General features: G+C 71.4%; 16 protein-coding genes. 8 read left to right on the forward strand and 8 right to left on the reverse strand.

What is annotated here, in order from left to right:
- Positions 1-58 precede the first annotated feature (58 nt).
- The 4 genes from ACIBK3_RS03540 (at position 59) to ACIBK3_RS03555 (ending at position 4,257) form a co-directional block, all read left to right on the forward strand.
- The gene (locus tag ACIBK3_RS03540; RefSeq protein WP_399361428.1) at positions 59-448 is read left to right on the forward strand and encodes a transglycosylase SLT domain-containing protein; all 390 of its coding nucleotides are present in this window, start codon (positions 59-61) and stop codon (positions 446-448) included.
- Positions 449-527: 79 nt separating this feature from the next.
- Complete coding sequence (locus ACIBK3_RS03545; RefSeq protein ID WP_399361430.1) at positions 528-1,781, forward strand: AAA family ATPase; 1,254 nt, start codon at positions 528-530, stop codon at positions 1,779-1,781.
- 28 nt (positions 1,782-1,809) lie between these two features.
- Positions 1,810-3,483, forward strand: a complete 1,674-nt coding sequence (locus tag ACIBK3_RS03550; RefSeq protein WP_399361432.1) for a VWA domain-containing protein — start codon at positions 1,810-1,812, stop codon at positions 3,481-3,483.
- Between the two features lie 60 nt (positions 3,484-3,543).
- Positions 3,544-4,257 carry a YoaK family protein gene (locus ACIBK3_RS03555; RefSeq protein ID WP_399361434.1) on the forward strand — a complete coding sequence of 238 codons (714 nt, stop codon included), beginning with the start codon at positions 3,544-3,546 and terminating at the stop codon, positions 4,255-4,257.
- A 36-nt stretch (positions 4,258-4,293) separates the two neighbouring features.
- On the opposite strand, the gene ACIBK3_RS03560 is transcribed toward ACIBK3_RS03555, so the two are convergent.
- Both ACIBK3_RS03560 and ACIBK3_RS03565 read right to left on the reverse strand, forming a co-directional pair.
- A complete protein-coding gene (locus tag ACIBK3_RS03560; protein WP_399362101.1) occupies positions 4,294-5,568 on the reverse strand; it encodes a phosphatase PAP2 family protein in 1,275 nt (424 codons plus the stop codon).
- A 182-nt stretch (positions 5,569-5,750) separates the two neighbouring features.
- Positions 5,751-6,689, reverse strand: a complete 939-nt coding sequence (locus tag ACIBK3_RS03565) for an NADP-dependent oxidoreductase (protein ID WP_399361436.1) — start codon at positions 6,687-6,689, stop codon at positions 5,751-5,753.
- Between the two features lie 149 nt (positions 6,690-6,838).
- Between ACIBK3_RS03565 and ACIBK3_RS03570 the strand changes: the two genes are divergently transcribed.
- The gene (locus tag ACIBK3_RS03570) at positions 6,839-7,288 is read left to right on the forward strand and encodes a winged helix-turn-helix transcriptional regulator (RefSeq protein ID WP_399361437.1); all 450 of its coding nucleotides are present in this window, start codon (positions 6,839-6,841) and stop codon (positions 7,286-7,288) included.
- Positions 7,289-7,311: 23 nt separating this feature from the next.
- On the opposite strand, the gene ACIBK3_RS03575 is transcribed toward ACIBK3_RS03570, so the two are convergent.
- The 3 genes from ACIBK3_RS03575 to ACIBK3_RS03585 form a co-directional block, all read right to left on the reverse strand.
- Entirely contained in the window at positions 7,312-8,457 is a 1,146-nt protein-coding gene (locus ACIBK3_RS03575) for an RNA polymerase sigma factor (protein WP_399362103.1), read from the reverse strand.
- Positions 8,454-8,873 (reverse strand): YciI family protein, encoded by a 420-nt coding sequence (locus ACIBK3_RS03580; RefSeq protein ID WP_399361439.1) that lies wholly within the window; start codon positions 8,871-8,873, stop codon positions 8,454-8,456. Before ACIBK3_RS03580 ends, ACIBK3_RS03575 begins: the two co-directional genes overlap by 4 nt.
- A 190-nt stretch (positions 8,874-9,063) precedes the next feature.
- A complete protein-coding gene (locus tag ACIBK3_RS03585; protein ID WP_399361441.1) occupies positions 9,064-10,233 on the reverse strand; it encodes a steroid 3-ketoacyl-CoA thiolase in 1,170 nt (389 codons plus the stop codon).
- Positions 10,234-10,484: 251 nt separating this feature from the next.
- Between ACIBK3_RS03585 and ACIBK3_RS03590 the strand changes: the two genes are divergently transcribed.
- Positions 10,485-11,720, forward strand: a complete 1,236-nt coding sequence (locus tag ACIBK3_RS03590; protein WP_399361443.1) for a cytochrome P450 — start codon at positions 10,485-10,487, stop codon at positions 11,718-11,720.
- Positions 11,721-11,774: 54 nt separating this feature from the next.
- On the opposite strand, the gene ACIBK3_RS03595 is transcribed toward ACIBK3_RS03590, so the two are convergent.
- Together ACIBK3_RS03595 and ACIBK3_RS03600 are read right to left on the reverse strand one after the other, a co-directional pair.
- Positions 11,775-13,421 (reverse strand): hypothetical protein, encoded by a 1,647-nt coding sequence (locus ACIBK3_RS03595; RefSeq protein ID WP_399361445.1) that lies wholly within the window; start codon positions 13,419-13,421, stop codon positions 11,775-11,777.
- Positions 13,421-15,478: a bifunctional glycosyltransferase 87/phosphatase PAP2 family protein gene (locus ACIBK3_RS03600; protein ID WP_399361447.1), complete on the reverse strand. Its 2,058-nt coding sequence runs from the start codon at positions 15,476-15,478 to the stop codon at positions 13,421-13,423. The genes ACIBK3_RS03595 and ACIBK3_RS03600 overlap by 1 nt, the downstream gene beginning before the upstream one ends.
- A gap of 392 nt (positions 15,479-15,870) precedes the next feature.
- Between ACIBK3_RS03600 and proP the strand changes: the two genes are divergently transcribed.
- Positions 15,871-17,277, forward strand: coding sequence for a glycine betaine/L-proline transporter ProP (proP, locus tag ACIBK3_RS03605; protein ID WP_399361449.1), 1,407 nt, complete (start codon positions 15,871-15,873; stop codon positions 17,275-17,277).
- A gap of 204 nt (positions 17,278-17,481) precedes the next feature.
- Positions 17,482-18,153, forward strand: a complete 672-nt coding sequence (locus tag ACIBK3_RS03610) for an O-methyltransferase (protein ID WP_399361451.1) — start codon at positions 17,482-17,484, stop codon at positions 18,151-18,153.
- A gap of 107 nt (positions 18,154-18,260) precedes the next feature.
- On the opposite strand, the gene ACIBK3_RS03615 is transcribed toward ACIBK3_RS03610, so the two are convergent.
- Positions 18,261-18,653, reverse strand: a complete 393-nt coding sequence (locus ACIBK3_RS03615) for a hypothetical protein (RefSeq protein ID WP_399361453.1) — start codon at positions 18,651-18,653, stop codon at positions 18,261-18,263.
- Between the last annotated feature and the right edge of the window lie 49 nt (positions 18,654-18,702).

An 18,702-nucleotide genomic window follows, 5' to 3' on the forward strand; every position in this document is an offset into this window, starting at 1 on the left:
CCCGAAGAAATGGTGCCCTGTGTTTCGCTTGTCCGTCTCTCGCCGCCGGCTCCGTCGTATGGCCACCCCGAAGAAGGCCCTCACCGCCGCCGCGCTGGCCGCCGCCACCACCGGCATGGTGCTGGCCGCGGCCCCCGCCCAGGCCGCCCCTTCCTCGGCCGCCCAGGCCCAGTCGGTCGCGCACCGGATGATCCCGAACGCGGCCCAGTACAACGCGTTCAGCAAGATCGTCGACCACGAGAGCGGCTGGAACACCACCGCGACGAACTCCTCCTCCGGTGCCTACGGCCTGGTCCAGGCCCTGCCCGGCTCCAAGATGGCCTCGGCCGGCGCCGACTGGAAGACCAACCCCGCCACCCAGATCAAGTGGGGTTTGAACTACATGAACTCCCGCTACGGCAGCCCGGCCGGTGCCTGGGCCTTCTGGCAGGCCAACGGCTGGTACTGAGCCGCGTTATCTTGCTCGGGTGCCGTGGCCGAAGGCCGTCTCGTCAGCCCAACGGGCTGTCCCGGGCAAGGAGTTGAACATGAGAGCGCAGGACGCGCGGGACGTGCGGGACTTGCAGAACGTGCCGGACGTGCGGGACGCACCCGACACGCAGGCAACGGCCAAGCGGCTTCGGGCCATCTGCGACGAGCTGTCGGACCGTTTCTACGAGCGGGCCGACGTCGTGCGGACGCTGGTGGTGACACTGCTGGCCGGGCAGCACTCCTTGGTGCTCGGCCCGCCCGGAACGGCGAAGTCCGAGCTGGCCCGCGAGCTCACGGGCCGGGTCGAGGGGGCGTCCTACTGGGAGATCCTCCTGTCCAAGTTCACCGCGCCGACGAGGATGTTCGGTCCCATCGACGTCGCCGCGCTGGCCCGGGGTGAGTACCGCCAGGTGTACGAAGGCCGTGCCACGACCGCGCATGTCGCGTTCATCGACGAGATCTTCAAGTGCTCCACGGCGGCGCTGAACGAGACCCTGGGCTACCTCAACGAGCGGATCTACCACCCCGAGAACGGGGGCGAGCCGATCCGCTGCCCGCTGATCGGGGCCATCACGGCGAGCAACGAACTGCCCAGCGAAGAGGACGCGGCCGCCATCTACGACCGGCTGCTGGTGCGGATCGAGGTCGGATACCTGGAAGACCCCTCGAACTTCGCCGCACTGGTCCGCTCCGCCGTCAGCCGCCCGGCGGCACCGGCCCGCACCACCGTCGAACTGGCCGCGTTGCGGCACGCCGTGACCGACGCCGTCCCGGCCGTGGACGTCCCCGACGTGATCGTCGACGCGGTCTGTACGCTGCGGGCCGCCCTGCGCCGCAAGGAACTCGTCGCCTCCGACCGCCGCTGGCGGCAGGCTGTGGGCCTGCTCCAGGCGTCCGCGTACCTCGGCGGCCGCCCTGCGGTCGCCGAGAGCGACCTGTCCGTGCTGACGCATGTCCTGTGGGACTCCCCCGCCCAGCGCCCGACCGTCGAGCGCGAGGTGCTGCACCTGGTCAATCCCGACGCCAAGGAGGCGCTCGACCTTGCCGACGCCATCGAGGAGCTGGAGGCCCAGCTCGACGCGATGGCCGGGCAGTCCCGCGAGGCGCTGAGCGAGTGGGTCATCACGAAGGCCCACAACAAGCTCGCCATGGCGGGGAAGCGGCTGGAGAAGCTGCGCGAGGAGGCGGCGGCCGCCGGCCGTTCCACCGCCGCCATCGACCGGGTCACCGGCCGCCAGCGCGCCGTCCGCGCCCGCGTCCTCACCGAGGCCCTCGGTGTGGACGCGAGCATGCTGCGGACGCAGCTCTGAACACCACGGACACCGAGGGATCAGCACCATGGGGCAGACGGATGAGCCGGGCGAGACGAGCCAAACGGACCGGACGAGCCGGACAACCGGCACGCTCGACGAGTTGGCGGGCCGGGCCGGGAAGTGGCTGCTCCTGTCCGCGGCCGCCACCGCTGCCGAACGGCACACCGGGGCCGTGGTCGCCGACCGGTTCGACCGGATGGCATGGCGCGACACCTACGAGCAGTCGGCCGGGCTGCGCGAGCTGGCGGAGGAACTGTACGAGCGCTACGACCACACCACCACCGACCTCCTGACCGACGTGTTCCTGGCCGCCTACAAGGTCGGGCCGCGCTTGCGCGAGCAGGCGGAGATGGACCTCTCCCGGCTGGTCAACCACCAGATCATCACCTCGCTCATGGAGTCACCGCACTTCGCCGGGCTGCACCGGGAGACGGCCGGCGACCCCTACGCCGCCGCCATGGCCGTACTCGCCCAGGCCGCCGCCCTGCGCCGGATGCTGGAGCGTTCCCGGGACGCCCGGGAACAGGCCGAGCAGGCGAAGAAGGCCCGGCAGGACGCCGGAAGCGCGGCGACCGCCGTGGGCGAAGAGCTCCAGCGGGCCGCCGACCCCGCACCACAGGCGATGAACGCCGAACAGCAGGCGATCGAGACCGCGCAGCAGGCGATCGAGGCCGCCGAGACCGCCGAGACCGCCGCGCGGCAGGCCGCCCGGGACGCCGGGCAGGCCCTCGCGGCCGCGGCCCCCGGTGTCCGGGCCGCCGCGCGGAACGCGACGGCGAACGCCGCCGCGGCCGTGCGGGAGGAGGCGGCGCTGATGCGGGCGTGGGGCGTCGGCCCCGGCAAGCTGGAGCGGATGCCGTTCGACCAGCGGGCCCGGCTCGCCGAGCGGCTGCGCACCGGCCGTCTCGCCCGATGGGCCGAACTGATCGGCCGTTTCCGGCAGATGGCCGGCGGCGAGCGCGCCCGCAAGGTGGAGAACGCCGCCGGGGAGCTGGTCGGCGTCACGCTCGGCAACGACCTCTCCCGCGTCATCCCCTCCGAGCTGGCGGCCCTCGGCGTGCCGGAGCTGCGTGCGGTGTTCGCCGCGCGCTACGCCGCCGGGGAGCTGATGCTCTACGACAGCCAGGGCGAGCAGGCCACCGGCCGCGGCGCCGTCATCGCGTGTGTCGACACCTCGCACTCCATGTACGCGGAAGGGCCCGGCGGAGTCACCCGGGAGGCCTGGGCGAAGGCGTGCGCTCTGGCGCTGCTGGACCAGGCCCGTGAAGCCGGGCGGGACTTCGTCGGCATCCTTTTCTCTGCCCCGGGCAAGATCAAGGTCTTCCGCTTCCCGGCCGGCGAACGCGCCGGCATCGCCAGGACCCTCGACTTCGCGGAGACCTTCCTCGGCGGCGGCACCAGCTTCCAGACGCCGCTGACGGCGGCGTCCGAGCTGCTGTCGGAGGAGTTCGACGACGCCGGCCGGATGCGCGGGGACATCGTGATGATCACCGACGAGGAGTGCGACGTCACCGAGGAATGGATGCGCGACTGGAACGACGCCAAGCACCGGCTGGGCTTCCGCGTCTTCGGCGTGGCCATCGGCGCGCCGCCCGCCGCCGAAGCCGGCTCGGTCCTCGACGCCCTGTGCGACAACATCCGCTCCATCGAGGACCTCACCGACGTCCACGCCGCCGCCGACCTCTTCCGTGTGATCTGATCCGGGCGCGCCCGTGGTGGACTGGGGTGCACCGGATCCGTCCCGCTGACCGGAGGCCGCATGAGCGCGGAGCACGCGGAGAGCTCGGAGAGCGCCGAGAGCACACCGACGTACGACCGTGAGGCGCGCGGACTGCGTCTGGTGGCCGTGCTGTTGGGGCTGACGGTGGTCAGCGGCCTGATCGACGCGGTGAGTTACCTGGGCCTCGGGCATGTCTTCACCGCCAACATGACCGGCAACGTGGTGGTCCTGGGCTTCGCCGCCGCCGGGGCGCCGGGCTTCTCGGTCCCGCACACCCTGGCCTCGCTGGGTTTCTTCCTGGTGGGCGCGGCGGTGGGCGGCCGTACCGCCGTACGGCTCGGCAGCGGTTCGCGCCGTACCTGGGCACGGCTGACCCTCGCCGCCGAGGCGGTCCTGCTGGGCGCGTCGGCGGCGGTCGCCTTCGCCGCGCCCGACGCCACCGCGACCGTCTACGTCCTGATCGCCGTCACGGCCTTCGCGATGGGCGTACGCAACGCGACCGTCCGCAGGCTGGGCGTCCCCGACCTGACGACCACGGTCCTGACCATGACCCTGACCGGCCTGGCCGCCGACTCCCGCGCGGGCGGCGGCCCGGGCACGCATTCCCCGCGCCGTACGGCCTCAGTGGTCGCGATGCCGGCGGGCGCGGCGCTGGGGGCGTGGCTGGTGATCCACCACGGGATGGGGATTCCGCTGCTGGTGACGGCCGTGGTGGTGGCGGTGCTGGCGGCGGTGGCGTCCGGACGGGAGTGACTGCCCCGGCGAAAGGCGGTCCTGGGTGGACGGCGGTCACGCCTGCATGAGTTGCGGTTCCGGCTGCTGGGCGGCGGCGGCCACCGGATCCCACTGCTTCGTGGTCCGCAGGTAGCCGTAGACAACGGAGCCCGCCGCGAGGAGGAGAAGGGGGCCGAACGCCCACGGATGCCGGGCCATCTCCACCGGCAGCCAGCGATACGACACCAGGAGAGCGGTGAAAACCGTCGTGCCGTAGCTGACCAGCAGGATTCCCTGCCGGTCCCAGCCGCGGTCGAAGGAGCGCATCGCCGTCTCGATGGTGAGCGCGAACACCGCACCGGCAAGGAGATCCGCGCCGTAGTGGTAGCCGAATCCCAGCGTCGCGGTGAGCGTGCCGATCAGCCAGAACGTGCCGGCGAACCGCATGAACCGTGGGGCCTTGCGGGAGTGGATGAAGAGCGTGGTGGCCCAGGCGGTGTGCAGGCTGGGCATGCAGTTGCGCGGGGTGATCCCGTCGAACGGGACCGGGTGCGGAGCGGTGAGCGGGGGCGGCGTGCCGGGCCACAGGTCGGCCACCGCCCAGTGACCGCCGTCCGAGCCGTAGGCGAAAACGGGGCCGACGACCGGGAAAATCATGTAGACGGCCGGTCCGATCAGGCCGATGGCCAAAAAGGTGCGCACCAGATGGTGGCCCGGGAAGCGGCGCTCGGCCGCGACGTTGCGCAGCTGGTACAGCCCGAAGAGCGCGGCTGCCAGCGGGAGCTGGCCGTAGATGAGGTGGAGGATGCCGGAGCCGATCGGACCGGTGGCCTCGACGAATTGGCCCACCAGCCACGAGGGGTCGCCCAGCGCGTGATCGGCGGTCGCCACGTACGGGTCGAGCACCGACGGCCGTGTCTTCGACGTGATGAGCAGCCAGGTGTCGCCGGTCTTGTGGCCCGCCACCAGAAGCAGACCCAGCCCGGTGCCCTTCAGCAGCAGGGCACGATCCCGGCCGGTGCGGCGCGTGACCGCGATGACCGCACAGCCCAGAATCACCCACAATGCCCCGTTGCCGAAATTCAACCGGGCGTCGAACACCCACCGCATCAGCAAGAACACGACATCGATACCGAGGGCCGCACCGACCGCGACGAACCGTTGCCGCCAGGTGAGCACCACCAGCATCAGAGCCAGACCGCCGTACAGCAACGGGCCTGACTGGGGGCCGAATATCACCTCTCGTCCCAGGCTGCTGATCGGCCCCCGCGCGCCGTAGTGACGCGCCGTTATCTCCAGCGCGACCATGAATCCGAGGGTCAGCACACCTGCCGCGATCCACAGCGTCATCTGTGGTCGAGCCCGCACAGCAGACGCGATACTGCTGTTTGTTCGCGAAATCGTTCGCGATCTTATAGATATCAACAGTTTGACCGATTTATTAGATTTCAGACGACAATGAGCAATCAGGGCGTTGATCGTGAGCCGGATCATATTATCCGAGCAGGTGTGCTGGAGTTCGCTGCTCCGGCTCATGGCACGAGGACGATCTTCCCGTTGGTGCGCTTCTCCTCCAGTTCCCGGTGGGCCGCGGCGGCCTCGGCGAGTGGGTAGGTGCGCTGGACGACGACCTTCAGCCGGCCCGCCTCGACCCGCTCGGTGATCTGCTCCAGCACCGCACCGGAAGGCTCGGCGGCGACCCACACGTACCGCAGCCCGCGGGCGGCGGCCGCCTGTCCGTCCGTTCCCGGATCGATCGCGGCACCGATCAGCAGCCCGCCCGGCCGCAGGACGTCGAGGGAACGCGGCCCGTAGGCCCCGCCGACCAGATCGAGGACGACGTCCACCGGTCCGACGGCCTCCCGGAAGTCGACGGAGGTGTAGTCGACGAGCTCGTCCGCTCCCAGGCCCCGCAGGAAGGCGTGGTTGGCCGCCCGCGCGGTCCCGATGACATGGGCCCCGAGCTCCTTGGCGAGCTGGACGGCGACGTGCCCGACCCCGCCCGCGGCCGCATGGATCAACACGCGGTCGCCGGGCCGTACTTCGGCCAGGCCGGTCAGGGCCTGCCAGGCGGTGAACGCGACGAGCGGCACGGCGGCGGCGTGCACGAGGTCCAGATTCCTGGGCTTGGGGGCGAGGAGGGCGGCCGGTACGACGGTGAACTCGGCGTAGGCGCCGCGCCGGGAGAGCCCCATCAGCCCGTACACCTCGTCACCGGCCGCGAACCTCGTCACCCCGCCGCCGACCCGTTCCACGACGCCCGCCACGTCGTTCCCCGGCGTCCACGGCAGAGCGACCAGCTCCGGCACCCTCCCCGACCGCAGCACGGTGTCCCCCGGGTTGACCCCGGCACCGGCGACGCGCACGAGCACGTCCCCCGGGCCGGTCTCCGGCACGTCGGTCTCCACATAGGTGAGCACCTCGGGTCCGCCGAACCCGGTCTGGACGACGGCATGCATACGAGCGGACATCCGGGGCTCCTCAAGGGGACAAGTGGGCAGGCTGCAAGGGAGTGCAAGGGGTGCCGGCGGTGCGGGGCCTTTCGGTGATGACCGACCTCATGCTGTGCCCCGGCAAAGGCCCGGCGGAAGAAGGCACTTGTCTGATATCGAGTTTCCTCATGGAAACCGACTCCGGCTTCGACCTGAGACAGCACGGCGGCGTGGACGTCTTCCTGCGGGACTGCCCCACCCGGGCCGTGCTGGAGCTGATCGCCGGCAAGTGGACCATGCTGGTGCTGGTGGCGCTGGAGGACGGCGACCCGATGCGGTTCGCGGAACTGCGCCGCCGCCTGGACGGAGTCACGCCGAAGGTCCTCACCCAGACCCTGCGCGCCCTGGAACGCGAGGGCCTGCTGACCCGCACCCTGTACCCCACGGTCCCGCCCCGCGTGGAGTACCGGCTCACCGGCCTGGGGCGGGAGGTGGGCGCATTGATCCAGCACATCACCGACTGGTCCCAGGCGAACATCACGGCGATCCAGGCGGCCCGCACGCAGTTCGACGAACGGACGGCCGGCCAGGACGCTGCCGCCGTCCCGGCCGGCTTCTGGAGCTCGCCGAGATCGTAGGTGGCCCCGTCGGGTGCGGCCCGTCAGCGACGCGCGCGGGTGTTGAGGCGGGCGGCCTGGCGGGTGAGGTGGTCGCGTTCGGCGAGGCTGGGGGCCTTTCGGGCCGCCTCGGCGTAGAGGCGCGCCGCTGCCGCCAGGTCGCCGTCGCGTTCGTGGAGATAGGCGGCGACCGCGGTGTGGCGGGGCAGGGTGTCGTCCAGGGCGGCGAGTGCCGCGAGGCCGGCGCGTGGTCCGTCGGCCTCGCCGACGGCCACCGCGCGGTTGAGCTGGACGATGGGGCTGTCGGTGAGGCGGGCGAGTTCGTCGTACCACTCGACGATCTGGACCCAGTCGGTCTCCTCGGCGGTGGGTGCGTCGGCGTGGAGGGCGGCGATGGCGGCCTGGGCCTGGTACTCGCCGAGCCGGTCGCGGGCCAGGGCCGTCTGGAGGATGGCGACGCCCTCGGCGATCAGCGCGGTGTCCCAGCGGGTGCGGTCCTGCTCGGCGAGCGGGATCAGGCTGCCGTCCGGTGCGGTGCGCGCGGTGCGGCGGGCGTGGTGGAGGAGCATGAGGGCCAGCAGTCCCGCCACCTCGGGGTGGTCGAACGCGGCCGAGAGCTGCCGGGTGAGGCGGATGGCTTCGGCGGCCAGATCGATGTCACCGGAGTAGCCCTCGTTGAAGACGAGGTAGAGGACGCGCAGCACGGTGGCGACGTCGCCGGGCTGGTCGAAGCGCACCCCGGAGACGGTGCGCTTGGCCCGGCTGATCCGCTGCGCCATGGTCGCCTCGGGCACCAGGCAGGCCTGGGCGATCTGCCGGGTGGTCAGCCCGCCGACCGCGCGCAGCGTGAGCGCCACCGCGGACGAGGGCGTGAGCGAGGGGTGGGCGCAGAGGAAGTACAGCTGGAGCGTGTCGTCCACCGCGGGCGCGGGCCCGGGCACCGGCTCTTCCTCGACGAGGTCCTCACGCCGCCGGCGGGCCGCCTCCGCCCGCCTGCCGTCGAGGAACCGGCGCCAGGCCACGGTGACCAGCCACCCCTTCGCATCGCACGGCGGGTCGGCCGGCCAGACACGGAGCGCCTCGACGAGCGCGTCCTGTACGGCGTCCTCGGCCGCCGCGAAGTCGGCTCCGCGGCGGACGAGGATCCCGAGCACGCTCGGTGTGAGGCTCCTGAGCAGGACCTCGTTCAATGGTGGGCGCACTCCGCGACGGTGGGCGACGCGCCCAGGAACGGGCGCAGCTCCAGCCACTCGTGGATCGGCTTCCCGCCCGCCCCGGGAGCGGCCGACAGCTCCCCGGCCAGCTCGACGGCGCGCTCATAGCTGTCGACGTCGATCACCATCCAGCCGGCGATCAGGTCCTTGGTCTCGGCGAACGGGCCGTCGGTGACCGGCGGGCGCCCCTCACCGTCGTACCGGACCCACGCTCCCTCGGGCGCGAGCGCCTTACTGTCGACGAACTCGCCGGTCTTCTCCAGCCGGGCCGCGAAGTCGTTCATGTACTGCACGTGCGCCGAGATCTCCTCCGGCGTCCACTGGTCCATGGGCACGTCGTTGGCCGAAGCCGGGGCGCCGCGGTAGTGCTTGAGAAGCAGGTACTTGGCCATGGTCGTTCTCCTCGGTCCTGATGCGACCCATTGTGGTCGCCTTCACCACGGGGACGGAGCAGGCCACGGCTTCTCGACATCATCGGCGGAATCACCGAGATATTTTTTTGGGACAAGGACCGGGAACCCGGCGGGGCCGGCCCTCGCCCTGTCGCCCCCGCCGCGTTCACCTCGTTCGTGGACCGGACGGTTACAGCCGCTGAATGATCGTCCCGGTGGCCAGGCCGCCCCCCGCGCACATGGTCACCAGCGCGAACTCCTTGTCGGTCCGTTCCAGTTCGTGCAGGGCCGTCGTGATGAGCCGGGCGCCGGTGGCTCCCACCGGGTGCCCGAGGGCGATCGCGCCGCCGTTGACGTTGACCTTCTCGAGGTCCTGTTCGAAGACCTGGGCCCAGCTCAGCACCACGGAGGCGAAGGCCTCGTTGATCTCGACGAGGTCGATGTCCTTCAGGGACATCCCGGCCTTGCCCAGCACGGCCCGGGTCGCGTCGATCGGGCCGTCGAGGTGGAAGTGCGGGTCGGCGCCGACCAGTGCCTGGGCCACGATCCGGGCCCGGGGCCGTAGTTTCAACGCTCGCGCCATCCGTTTCGACGCCCACATGATCGCCGCGGCGCCGTCGCTGATCTGGGACGAGTTGCCCGCCGTATGGATGGCCGTGGGCATGACCGGCTTGAGCTTCGCCAGCGCCTCCATCGACGTGTCGCGCAAGCCCTCGTCGCGGTCGACCAGCCGCCACATGCCCTGACCGGCCCGCTGCTCGTCCTCGGTCGTCGGTACCTGCACCGCGAACGTCTCCCGCTTGAAGCGCTCCTCGGACCAGGCGACAGCGGCCCGTTCCTGGGAGACGAGCCCGAGGGAGTCGACGTTCTCGCGGGTCAGGCCGCGATGGCGGGCGATACGTTCCGCCGCCTCGAACTGGTTGGGCAGGTCGACGTTCCACTCGTCGGGGAACGGCTTGCCCGGGCCGTGCTTCGACCCGGAGCCCAGCGGCACCCGGGACATCGCCTCGACACCGCAGCTGATCCCGACGTCGATCACTCCCGCCGCGACCATGTTGGCCACCATGTGCGACGCCTGCTGCGAGGAGCCGCACTGACAGTCGACCGTCGTCGCGGCCGTCTCGTACGGCAGGCCGACCGTCAGCCAGGCCGTGCGCGCGGGGTTCATGGACTGCTCGCCGGCGTGCGTGACCGTGCCGCCGACGATCTGTTCGACCGCGTCGGCGGGGATGCCGGTGCGGCCGAGGAGTTCACGGTAGGTCTCGCCCAGGAGATAGGCGGGGTGCAGGTTGGCGAGCGCGCCGCCGCGCCTGCCGATGGGAGTGCGTACGGCTTCGACGATCACGGGTTCCGCGGCCATGGGGAGTTCCTCTCCTCCGGTACCCGCGCGGCGCGGGGGCGTCCCGGCCCAGCCCGCCACGCGGAACTAGTACGTGTTCTAGTTCCACACGCAGTGTGCTGACCGGCCGCCCGCGACCGCAAGGGGCGTGCAGGCAATTCGACGCGCCGTGCCTCTTGCTACTTCTGGAACCCGTTACTACCTTCACGGCGACCTCATTCCTGATGGACCGTCAGAACCAATGCGGCCAAGAACCTCAGCCGGAGTCGCCCATGCCCTGTCCTGCTCTCCCCGACGGGTTCGACTTCACCGATCCCGACCTGCTGCAACACCGCGTCCCCTTCCCGGAGTTCGCCGAGCTGCGCCGGGCGGAACCGGTCCGCTGGATCCCGCAGACGGTCAACGTCGCCGGTTTCCAGGACGAGGGGTACTGGGCGGTGACCCGGCACGCGGACGTCAAGTACGTCTCCACGCACCCGGAGTTGTTCTCCTCGTACCTCAACACGGCGATCATCCGCTTCAACGAGCACATCGAGCGGGACGCGATCGACGCCCAGCGGCTGATCCTGCTGAACATGGACCCGCCGGAGCACACCCGGGTCCGGCAGATCGTGCAGCGGGTGTTCACGCCGAGGGCCATCCGGGCGCTGGAGGACAACCTGCGTGCGCGCGCCCTGGCGATCGCGGCGAACGCCCGCGCCCGCACCGGCTCCTTCGACTTCGTCACCGAGGTCGCCTGCGAGCTGCCCCTGCAGGCCATCGCCGAGCTGATCGGCATACCGCAGGACGACCGGGCCAAGATCTTCGACTGGTCCAACAAGATGATCTCGTACGACGATCCGGAGTACGCGATCACCGAGGAGGTCGGCGCGGAGTCGGCCACCGAACTCATCGCGTATGCCATGAACATGGCCGCCGATCGCAAGCAGTGTCCGGCGAAGGACATCGTGACGACGCTGGTGGCGGCGGAGGACGAGGGCAACCTCAACTCCGACGAGTTCGGGTTCTTCGTGCTGATGCTGGCGGTGGCGGGCAACGAGACCACCCGCAACGCCATCACCCACGGCATGCACGCCTTCCTCACCAACCCCGGGCAGTGGGAGCTGTACAAGAGGGAGCGTCCGGCGACGGCGGCGGAGGAGATCGTCCGCTGGGCCACCCCCGTCAACTCCTTCCAGCGCACGGCGACCCAGGACACCGAACTCGGCGGCAAGCGGATCAGGAAGGGCGACCGGGTGGGGCTGTTCTACGCCTCCGCCAACCATGACCCCGACGTCTTCGAGAACCCGGACGTCTTCGACATCACCCGCGACCCCAACCCGCATCTCGGCTTCGGCGGCGGAGGCCCGCACTACTGCCTCGGCAAGTCCCTGGCCGTGCTGGAGATCAACCTGATCTTCAACGCGATCGCCGACGCGATGCCGGATCTGAGGCCGACCGGAGACCCGCGCCGGCTGCGCTCGGCATGGATCAACGGCGTGAAGGAGCTACAGGTCAGCGCGGGCTGACCCCACCCGGGTACTCGGGCCGACGGCTTCCCGGCGCCGTCGGCCCGTCCCTGCTCAGGACGGAAGGACCGGCCGGCAGTGGCCGGGGCGGGCGTACACGAGGAGTTGCGCGCCGAGGAGCGGGACGCGCCGGCAGACCTCGAAGTCCTCCCTCAGGACCTGCAGTTTGACCTTCTCCTGAGGGAACGGGTCGAGAGGCTGGCCCGGCGGGTCGGTCAGGGCGATGACACGGTGCGCTGCCAGGATGCGGCGGCGGATCTCGGAGGCGGGCAGTTCGGTGCCCTGGAGGGTGCGGGAGGACGCCGGGGGCCGGGCGAGGGCGAGGTCGTCGAGGCGGTCGTAGATCCTGGGGTACGACAGGAGCCACTCGCGGCGGCGGGAGGGCATGAACAGGACGGCGTCGCCCTGCCGCGCGGTCCGCTCCACGGCTCGCGCGACCGCGACGACGTCGTCCTTGCGGCTCTCCGGCGAGCGCACCAGCAAGGACCACGGCAGCAACACCGCGACGGCCGCGACGGCCGTCAGGCAGGCGGCCAGCGCTCGGGGTACGGGGGCGAGCCGGTGCCGCTGCTCGAACGCCCGGGCCAGCGCGGCCCCGGCCGGCAACGCCAGCCCGGTCATGCCGTACAGCACGTACCGGTCGACGTACCAGGGCTTGACCAGCGACACCGTCATCAGGAGACCGGCGGGGGCGATCAGGAGCGGGAGGGAGAGGCGGACGAGTGCGTCGGCAAAGCCCGCGCGCACCAGGAGCCGGCACAGCAGCGCCCCCGCCGCCGAGACCGCGACGAACTGCAGCCATGCGCTCGTGCCGGGCCGCCCCAGCCAGCCCAGTTGCTGCTCGGCCTGCCCCGCGCTCACCGCCACCAGCGGCAGCAGCGCCACCGTGACACAGCCCGCCGCGATCCCCCACCTGAGCCACATCCGACGCGTCACCCGTGCCCACCACAGCGTCAGCCCATGGGCCGCCACCACCAGCACAGCGAACTCGTGCAGCCAGGAGGCGATCCCGAGAGCCAGGGCGTACGCGACCCACCAGCGGTCAGGAGAGCCGCCCCCGGGGCGCGCGTCCGCAGCGGGAGGAGGGCCCCCGGTGCGCGGCCCCTCGGCAGCGCGCGGCTTCTCGGCGGCATGGACGCCACCCGCCCCGCGGACGTCGCCCGCCGCCCGTACGAAGAAATACGTCGCCCACGTCACTCCCGCCGTCACCAACGGGTACGAACGGCCCTCCTGGGCGTACTGCTGGGTGACCGGGAGCACCGCGAAGACCAGGCCCGCCAGGGTGCCCGCCCGGCGGCCCGCCAGGCGGGCACCGATCGCGCCGACCCCCGCCGCGGCCAGCGACGTCGCCACGGCGGACGGGAGTCTGAGGGCCACCGGGCCGCCTTGCTCCCACACGGCGAACACCGCGTGCATCAGGAGGTAGTACAGGCCGTGCACGGCGTCGATGTGGCCGAGCAGGCCCCAGAGGTCGCCCAGTGAGCGGTGGGCCACCTGGTAGGTGACCGACTCGTCCCGCCACATGCTGCCGTGCCGGTCGATGCCCCACAGACCCAGGGCGAGGGAGGCGAGAGCGGGGACGGCCGGCGGCACCGACCGGGCCAGGCGGCCGGCCCGCCGTACGGTGCCGGGCGGCGCGGCCGGGATGTCGGGCGGCGCGGCCGGGGTGCCGTCGTCGCCCGCGGCAGGCGAGTACCGCATCAGTTCCGGGTACCGCCCGCCTCGGCGAGGGGGCTGTCGACCGGCTCCTGCCGGGGGCGGGTCCCGGCGGCGGTCTCCGACGCCGCCCGCGGCCCCGACAGCAGGTAGGTGAGCCCGAACCCGGCGCCCACGATGACCGCGCCCCCGACCGCGTCCAGCACCCAGTGGTTGGCGGTCGCGACGATCGCGGACGCCGTGAACAGCGGATGCAGCAGCCCCAGGGCCTTCATCCACCACTTGGGTGCCAAGGCGGCGATCACGATGCCGCACCACAGGGACCAGCCGAAGTGCAGGGACGGCATCGCCGCGTACTGGTTGGTGACCTCGGTCATCACGCCGTAGTCCGGCTGCGAGAAGTCCTGGACGCCGTGGACCGTGTCGATGAAGCCGAGGCCCGGCATCAGACGGGGCGGGGCGAGGGGGTAGAGCCAGAAGCCGAGCAGGCCGAGCAGGGTGGCGAGGCCCAGTGCGGAGCGGGCCCAGCGGTAGTCGACGGGGCGGCGGACGTAGAGCACGGCGAGGATCGTCAGCGGGACGGCGAAGTGGAAGGACGCGTAGTAGAAGTCGAAGAAGCTCCGCAGCCAGTCCACCTTCACCACGGCGTGGTTCGCCCGGCGCTCGATGTCGATGGACAGCCACTTCTCCAGCGCGTGGATCTCGCGGCCGTGGCGCTCGGCGGTGGCCCGGTCGGCGGTCACCCCGAGCCGTACCTGCTGGTAGGCGGCGTACGTGACGCGGATGAGCAGCAGCTCCAGCAGGACGCTCGGGCGGGTGAGGACGCGGCGCAGGAACGGCAGGAGCGGGACGCGCCGGAAGCGGGCCGGCACCGGGGGCGCGTACGCGGTGGGGACCGGTGACCGGTAGTACGGCGAGGTGCGGCAGAGGAAGGGCACGACCGCGGCGGCGGCGACGGCGGCCAGCAGCACCACGTTGTCCCGCACGATGTACAGCGCCGCCATGTCCGGCAGCATTATCGTCGCGGGCAGGGTCATCACCAGGACGACGGCCACCGGCCACACGTACCGGTCCGAGGCCCGCTTGCCGGCCCGGCCGACGACCGCGAGCACCACCCACAGCAGTTGGTGCTGCCAGGCGGTCGGCGAGACGGCGATCGCGGCGCAGCCGGTGATCGCGACGGCGAGCAGCAGCTGTCCGTCCCGGGCGTAGCGCACGGCGCGGCGCAGGCCGAGGGCGGCGACGCCCACGCCGAACAGCAGGAAGAGTGTGACCTCCAGCGGGCCGGACAGGCCGAGCCGGAGCAGGGCTCCGTGCAGGGACTGGTTGGCGAGGTCGTCGGCCTCGCCGCCCAGGCCGGTGCCGGCCATGTGGTGCACCCAGTACATGTACGAGTCGTGCGCCATCGCCACCCAGGCGACCGCGGTGCACGCGACGAACGTCCCCGCGGTGGTCAGGGCGGCCGTGCGGCGGCCGGTGAACCAGAGCAGCGGGACGAAGAGCAGCACCGTGGGTTGCAGGGCGGCGGCGAAGCCGATGAGCAGGCCGCCGGCCCGCCGGCCGCGTACGGCGAAGCAGCCGAGCAGCACCAGCAGGACCGGGATGATGCTGGTCTGGCCGAGCCACAGCGTGTTGCGCACCGGCAGCGACAGCATCAGCAGGCTGATCGCGACCGGCGCGGCGAGCAGGGAGGTGCGTCTGCTGACCGGCTGGGGCAGGGCGCGCGCTGCGACCAGGCCGAGGGCGGCGACCAGGAGCAGGGTGCCGAAGGTCCAGCCCCAGCCGAGGGCCTGCTCGGCCGTTCTGGTGAGCGGCTTGAGTACCAGTCCGGCGAACGGCGTACCGGTGAACCGCGTCGAGTCGTACAGTGAGCCGTTCACATGCAGGACGCCGTAGGGACCGACCCAGGTCTCCAGATCCGTCAGCCGCTCGCCCCGAGGCGTTCTGAGGACGACGGCCACCTGTCGTGACGCGAGTACTGCAACGACGAGCCACAGGGCCAGCCGCGCCGCGCGCAGTCGGGCCTGAGCAGGCGTCGCCGGCCCGACGGCCGTCGGTCCGAAGGCTTCCGCCGGTCGCCCGCTGCCTTCCGCGTTCGCCACGCCTCGTTGGCCTCCCGCCCCGTCCGCCCCACGCGTCGCATGCGTCGGGAATGCTCGGCGAACCCCGTCGAGGTTCGAACCACCCCCCGAAGGAGGACGCAGGCAGCCCACGCTTCACCTGCCGCCCTTATCGCTTTTGTCCGGATGACGATAGTGCGAGGAGGCTTCGGTTGCCTCCACAAAAGGCGAGAAGGATCACAAATCAGGCCGGTGCGGAACCGTTCGGGCGGGGGATCGCGGGCCTGCTTGCACGGCATTTGGATGCCCCGTGCATCGACTTCCTCACGGTCCGTGTCCGGGGCAGGTGCCCCTAAGGTCGCTTTCCGGCCTGTCCGCCGCCGTCGTCGCCCGGGCCCGTCCCTGTCCCCGTCGAAAGGCAGGCGAGCAAAGCTTTGCCGACCGCCACCGTCGCCACGCCCCCCGCACACAACCCGACCGCCCCGAAGCACGTCACCACCACCGACCCCGCGCTCGTGAAGCGTGCCGTGAAGGCCGCCGCGCTGGGCAACGCGATGGAATGGTTCGACTTCGGTGTCTACAGCTACATCGCGGCCACCCTGGGCAAGGTCTTCTTCCCCTCCGGGAACCCGACCGCCCAGCTGCTCTCCACCTTCGGTGCCTTCGCCGCGGCGTTCCTGGTCCGGCCGCTCGGCGGCATGGTCTTCGGTCCGCTCGGCGATCGCGTCGGGCGCCAGAAGGTACTGGCCGTCACCATGATCATGATGGCCGCGGGCACCTTCGCCATCGGCCTGATCCCGTCGTACGCCTCGATCGGCGTCGGCGCGCCCCTGCTCCTGCTGGCCGCCCGCCTGGTCCAGGGCTTCTCCACCGGCGGCGAGTACGCCGGCGCCTCCACCTTCATCGCCGAGTACGCCCCCGACAAGCGGCGCGGCTTCCTCGGCAGCTGGCTCGAGTTCGGCACCCTCGCCGGGTACATCGGCGGTGCCGGCCTGGTCACGCTGATGACGGCACTGCTGTCCGACGACGCCCTGGTGTCCTGGGGCTGGCGGATCCCGTTCCTGATCGCGGGCCCGATGGGCGTCATCGGCCTGTACCTGCGACTGCGCCTGGAGGAGACCCCGGCGTTCACGGCCGAGGTCGAGAAGGCCGAGAAGGCCGGGCGGACGGAGAAGGCCGGGCAGGCCGAGTCGGACCGTCCGAAGGTGCCGCTGCGCGAGATGATCACCGGCCAGTGGAAGGCGCTGCTGCTGTGCGTGGGTCTGGTGCTGGTCTTCAACGTCACCGACTACATGCTGCTGTCGTACATGCCGAGCTACCTGACAAGTGAGCTGCACTACGACGAGACGCACGGGCTGCTGGTCGTGCTCGGTGTGATGGCCCTGATGATGATCGTCCAGCCGTTCGCCGGCGCCCTCACCGACCGCGTCGGCCGCCGCCCGGTCATCGCGGCGGGCTGCGCGGGCTTCCTGCTCCTGTCCGTCCCGGCCCTGCTCCTGATCCGGCAGGGCAGCCTGGCCGCGGTCGCGCTGGGCATGGCCGCTCTGGGGCTGCTGCTGGTCTGCTTCACGGCGGCCATGCCGTCCGCCCTGCCGGCCCTGTTCCCGACCCGGGTCCGCTACGGCTCCCTCTCGATCGGTTTCAACGTCTCGGTGTCGCTGTTCGGCGGGACGACGCCGCTGGTGGTGACCGCGCTGATCGGAGCGACGGGGAACATGATGATGCCCGCCTACTACATGATGGCGGCGGCCGTCGTCGGCGGGATCGCGGTGTGGTTCATGACGGAGTCGGCGGGCAGGCCGCTGCCGGGGTCGGAGCCGTCGGTGGAGGGCAGGCCGTAGCGTTCCCAGAGGGTGCCGCGGCCCCAAAGGCACCAGCGGCACCAGAGGCCCCAGCGGCCGGGAACCTGGGCCGATCGGCTGAAACCGGCCGCTCGAAATCCCCTGTCCCGCCCTGACATCTCCTGACAGAGGAGCGGTGCGGGGCTATATTCGTTAGCGCGGCTAGTTAGCAGATCTAACTAGCCATACGAAAGGTACAGGTGCATGAGCGAGTCGCAGCTCTGGGACGCCGTCGACGACTACTTCACCGCCCACCTCTCGCCCCAGGACGAGGCCCTCGACGCGACCCTGCGGGACAGCGAGGCCGCCGGGCTCCCGCACATCGCCGTCACAGCGCCCCAGGGCAAGCTGCTCCAGCTCCTCGCCGAGATCCAGGGCGCCCGAACCGTCCTGGAGATCGGCACCCTCGGCGGCTACAGCACCATCTGGCTGGCCCGCGCGCTGCCCGCCGACGGCCGGCTGGTCACGCTGGAGTACGACCCCCGGCACGCCGAGGTCGCCACCCGCAACATCGCCCGCGCGGGCCTCGACACACTGGTCGAGGTCCGGGTCGGCCCGGCGCTCGAGTCACTGCCCCGGCTGGCCGACGAGAACCCGGCCCCCTTCGATCTGGTCTTCATCGACGCGGACAAGGTCAACAACCCGCACTACGTGGAGTGGGCGCTGAAGCTGACCAGCGCGGGCAGCCTCATCGTCCTCGACAACGTCGTACGGGGCGGCCGGGTGACCGACGCCGACAGCACCGCGCCGGACGTCCAGGGCACCCGCACCGCCCTCGAACTGATCGGCAGTCACCCGCGCTTGAGCGGCACGGCGGTCCAGACGGTGGGCAGCAAGGGCTACGACGGCTTCGCACTGGCCCGGGTGCTCGAATGAGGCGCGTCGGGTGCCCGGACGAGGGTACGTAGGGAGAGGTTTGCTCCCGTGAGGCCGGCGGGCACGGTCGCTCACGGGAGCTCGGGCGTCGGAGGACGGCGCTCGCGTCAGGCCTCGTGGTAGAAGCCGACGTTGACGCTGCGCGGAGCGGTGCGGTCCTGGATGATGATCTCGCCACTGCCGCCCCGGGGCAGCGGGACCGTACCGCCGTAGGACAGGGGCTGCGCGTACTCCCCGACGGTCAGCCGGACCTCGGAGGACGGGTCGGGCTGTGAGCCCTGCAGCCAGGTCAGGTGCCAGGTGCCCTCGGGCCCGCACAGGAACTCCAGGTGAACCCGGGAGACGAACAGCCAGTCGTCGGGTGTCGAGAGCCTGCACACCGTCTTGTCCCGGCCCACCCGCAGCACGGCGCCCGGGTCACTGGGCGAGTCGGCCATGAGCATGCCGGCCGTGGCGCCCGAGTCCGCCGCGGAGACGGCGGCCATGGTGAGTTCGAGCACGTGCGCTCCTTCTGAAGTGCCTGAAGTGTCCTTGTACAGCCGCCGTATG

Source organism: Streptomyces sp. NPDC050287, assembly GCF_044459385.1.
In the GTDB taxonomy this organism is placed as follows: domain Bacteria; phylum Actinomycetota; class Actinomycetes; order Streptomycetales; family Streptomycetaceae; genus Streptomyces.